The following is a 283-nucleotide window of genomic DNA, read 5'->3' as shown; positions in this document are numbered from 1 at the left end:
TCGTTCGCGCCGACAATGGTGATGGTCACGGTGTGGCTGGCGGTGCCATCGGCACTGGTGACCGTGATGTCACGGGTCAGGGTTTCACCCGCCTTGAGTGACTGCACGTCGCTGTGGCTGTTGTTTAAGGTGTAGGTCCAGTTACCGTCGGCATCAATGCTGAAGAACCCGTAGTTGCCATCGGCGACATTGGTTTGCACTTGGAAGACCGCTTCGCCGTTGTCGACGTCGGTGACGGTTAAGGTGCCGGCCACCGTTTGTACTGTGCCTGGCAGGGTGTCGG

Annotated in this window: 1 protein-coding gene; it reads right to left on the bottom strand. The window is 59.4% G+C overall.

Features of this window, described 5'->3' with window-relative positions:
• Positions 1-283 (bottom strand): VCBS domain-containing protein (locus AAA952_RS22355; protein WP_338259715.1); only part of this gene is annotated, 283 nt, incomplete at both ends.

It is taken from the genome of Shewanella sp. M-Br, from assembly GCF_036245925.1.
Lineage (GTDB): Bacteria > Pseudomonadota > Gammaproteobacteria > Enterobacterales > Shewanellaceae > Shewanella > Shewanella oncorhynchi.
This window is presented reverse-complemented; position numbering and strand designations above follow the sequence as displayed.